A 3,660-nucleotide genomic window follows, 5' to 3' on the forward strand; every position below is an offset into this window, starting at 1 on the left:
AGGATGCCGATCGCGCTGCCCGCTCCGGTACAGCGGGCTTGCCGCCAGCCGCTCGATGAGCAGGGACGCGGCGAGGAGCGCGTGGGTGAGCTGGGGCAGCGCGCACTCGCCACGGCCGATGCGGGCGTCGAAGCTCAGGGTGTGAAGGGCGAACCGCAGCCGCGCCAAGGCGTGCAGCTCTCGCCAGCCGTCGGTCTTGAGGCCACCGTAGCAGAGCCGCAGCCGACGCACGGCCGCGTAGATGCGGGCGAAGCGCATGTCGCTGCGCGCGAAGTCGAGCGCAGGGGTCTCGGGAAGCGTCTCTCCGGTGCACAGCACCGCCAGCAGCGCGTGCCATCGCGGCAGGTCGTCGGCGGTGAATCCCTGGTCGACCACGAAGCAGAGGTCGTTCTCCATCTTGGCCAGGTCGATCTCGAGGGGGCGCTCATCGCACCAGGGCCAGTCGATGATCCAGACGGCGCGGGTGTCATCGGTGAGCAGGTTGGCGAGGTTGAGGTCGCCGTGGCAGAGCGCGGTGTCGACGTCGATGTAGTCGATGTGCGCCAGCAGGGGGGGCAGCGTTTTTAGCGGATTGGAGATGACGGTTCCCGCGCCGATGTCGATGGTCTCCTCCTCGAGATCGGCATGGGGCGCGATGCGCGCCAGGTTCTCGCGCAGCCACACGAGCTGCTTCGGGCCGCTCAGGCCGACGGCCTGGCAGGGCGAGATCTTGCTGCGGCGGCGGGTGTTGAGGTAGAGGTCGCGCGACAGCAGGTCGAGGGCCTTGTCGAAGACACGCAGGAAGGTTCCCAGGCCGTCTTCATCGGCGGCGTCGGTGAACAGGCGCTGCAGCGTGGTGGGTCGCCCCTCCATCGACGCCAGGGTCATGCGCAGCCCGCTGGCGGAGCCCACCGAGACCGGGGCCTGCATCGCGGGCACGTGGCTTCCCAGCAGATCGCGCACGCGCAGGTAGCCCGCGATCTCCTGCACGAGGCTGCCGTGCGCGCCCACCTTCACCACCAGGGGCGCTTGCCGATGGCCGCCTCGCTCCGGCACGGCCAGCAGCAGAAGGCTTCCGCTGAACCCTCCCTTCAAGGGCGTGAGGCTCACCGCCTCATCGAAGAGGAAGAGCACCTCGAGCACGGCCTGCTGCTCGGGCGAGATGGCGGTGGCGACGGAGGCGGGAAGGAGGCGGCAGGCGCCCGTTCCCGGGAGGGTCGGCATCGCGATGCCGGTCTGGGCCGCCAGCGCCTCGAGAGACGGCACCACGGTGACCAGCGCGTTCGGCAGCCCTGTCTGCAGGCTCGCGGTCTGCCCCTGCAGGTCGCGCGCGCCCACGAGATGCGGGCAGACCAGCACCTTGCGAAACCCATGCTCGTTGCGCAGCTTGAATGCCGTCGACGCGACGCGAACGTCGGTGTGGAAGCCGCAGATCACGAACACGGTCGCGTCGCGCGCCTCCGCATCGAGGTCGAGCACATCGCGGCCGAAGATGCGCGCGAGCGTCGCGTGCAGGTCGTTCGCGGGCAGCGCCAGAGAGGAGGTCTCGATGACCTGCGCCTCGTCGAGCAGCGCGCGGGCGGGGGCGACGAACGCGGCGCCCTCGGTGCCGCGCACCGCGTGCAGCCCGTGGCGCAGCAGCTCGGGCTGCTGGTCCGGGTCATCCGGGTCGTGCATGTCGCGCACCAGGATGATGTGCACGTCTGCTCCGTTCCGGCGGGCTTCGCGCGCGGCCTGCAGGAAGCGGGGGAGAGGGCCCCGTCCGTAGGCGGCCTCGGCGCCCATGGTGCGCGCGATCTCGTGGGGGCCCACATTCACCCGCACGGCGGTGAACTCGGGCGCGGGAGAGGCGAAGTCGTGGGTGAGGCTGTCGGCGATGATGATGGTGGGCATCGGGGCCTCCTGCGTGTTCGGTGACGCGCCGCGGAGCACGCCTCTCGAGGGGGCGCGCGCGGCGGTGGATGGTTGGCATGTCGGCTGTTCGTCGGCCGGTTGCTGCCGCCTGCCGTGCGATGTCGACCTCTCACGGGCTTCGGGTCGCCGGACGGGCTGCGTTCGACGCAAGATGTCGCATTGCACGGTCCGAGGTCTGCCTGGCCGTCTCCGCGATCGGTCTTTCGCCGAACGGGGAGGCTGCGCCGAGACGAAGGGCACGAATGAGGAGAAAGACATGATCACGTCCACCCCCCAGACATCTCCGGTACGATTCCAGCACTCCGACGCCGTTCGCAAGGCCGTCGAGCAGGCCTATCACGACGCCGACCAGCTGGTGCTCTCGAGCCACGCCGGTCTCGTCGACCACAGCACCAGCCTCGAAGCCCTGGCCGATCGGTCAGCGGCCAGCCGGGCCAACTTCCTGGCCACCGTCACGCTCTCCCAGGAGATTCCCCAGGATGGGGACGAGTGCCGTCGCCTCACCCTCTCCGCCCTCACCGACGGGCTCACGGCGGGCGCGCTCGATGCCACCTGCGCCGTGGGGCTGCACGAGGACACCGCCCAGAAGAGCGCCTCGCCGCTCCCTCCGAACTGGCCGCAGCTGCTGCTGCGCAAGGGCATCGAGGTCGCTGAGGCGGGCTCGGCGCGCCAGAAGTACGTGGGAGAGGAGATGATCCAGGCCGCGGACTTCTTCTCGGTGGCCGGCCCCGCGCTGCCCAATCGCTCGTGGCGCGACTATCTCACCACCGTCTTCGCGGTGGGCTACGGCACCGCGGCCACCGATGCCGCGCTGATGCTGATCGCCCACCAGCCTCCCCAGTCGTAGCCCCGCAGGCGCCCCTCCGCGGCGCGAAGCGCCCTCTGTGGGCTACACGCGCCGCGGGATGCGCACGCCGCCGACGACGACGTGGTCTGCCTCGCGCACCACGCCGCCGATCGGCTGGGGCGGGGGCGATCCGGACACGGTGGCGCGTCCGAAGAGACGGCGCAGGGCGTGGGAGACATACCAGGGCTGCTGCTCGACCGCGGCGAGGTCCTGGGGGATCTGCAGGCGCTGGCGTGCCCCGTCTGCCGTGAAGGTCAGGGTATCGCCCTCGAGCGTCGGGGAGCCCACAGATGGCAGCGTGAGGGCCGACGCGCCGTCGCGAGAGACGATGGTGGCGGTGTGTGTCGGGGCGTCGCCCTTCTCGCGCACCCAGGACACGAGATGGGTTCCGTCCGGCGTCCACCAGATGGCGGGGGCGGCGCCGTCGCTGCCGTTCGTGATGGCGGCGCGCACCACTTTCGCGGGTTCGCGCGGGGCGTCGTAGACGACGAGGTCGCCCTTGTGAACCGCCGCCATGGCACTGGCATCCGGAGAGAACACCGCGCTGCGCGGCACGTCTGCGCAGATGAGGCCGTCTTCATCGATGAAGGGGCTCTGCAGCAGGGTGGCTTCTCGTCTCTGGGGGTCGATGCAGCGATCGTAGGGCGCCATGTTCTCGGTCCACACATCGGGTCGCAGCGCGCGAAAGCCCACGCGCCGAACCGCGTCCTCACCGGGGCGCAGCACGTACACGCGATGGGGATAGCCCACGCTCTCCGGGCACATGACCACGGTGCCGTCGCGCAGGTGATCGACGTAGGTGATGCGCTCGGGCAGCGCGATCCGCTCGGTCTCGGATGGCGAGGCGTCATTGATGGCGAGGCGCACCAGCGTGCGACCGCTGGCCACGTCGAGGGTGCGCCCATCGGGGGCCGCGTCCA

At 70.5% G+C, this 3,660-nt stretch carries 3 protein-coding genes; 1 reads left to right on the top strand and 2 read right to left on the bottom strand.

Annotated features, from left to right (window positions below):
• Nucleotides 1-1,872: isochorismatase family protein (locus EB084_21695; protein NDD30879.1), on the bottom strand; the 1,872-nt coding region annotated here is incomplete at its 3' end.
• Nucleotides 1,873-2,149: 277 nt separating this feature from the next.
• Here EB084_21695 and EB084_21700 point away from each other — a divergent pair.
• On the top strand, nt 2,150-2,740 hold the full coding sequence (locus EB084_21700) for a hypothetical protein (GenBank protein ID NDD30880.1): 591 nt from the start codon (nt 2,150-2,152) through the stop codon (nt 2,738-2,740).
• A 42-nt stretch (nt 2,741-2,782) separates the two neighbouring features.
• Here EB084_21700 and EB084_21705 read toward each other — a convergent pair.
• Nucleotides 2,783-3,660 (bottom strand): hypothetical protein (locus tag EB084_21705; protein NDD30881.1); only part of this gene is annotated, 878 nt, incomplete at its 5' end.

Source organism: Pseudomonadota bacterium (genome assembly GCA_010028905.1).
In the GTDB taxonomy this organism is placed as follows: domain Bacteria; phylum Vulcanimicrobiota; class Xenobia; order RGZZ01; family RGZZ01; genus RGZZ01.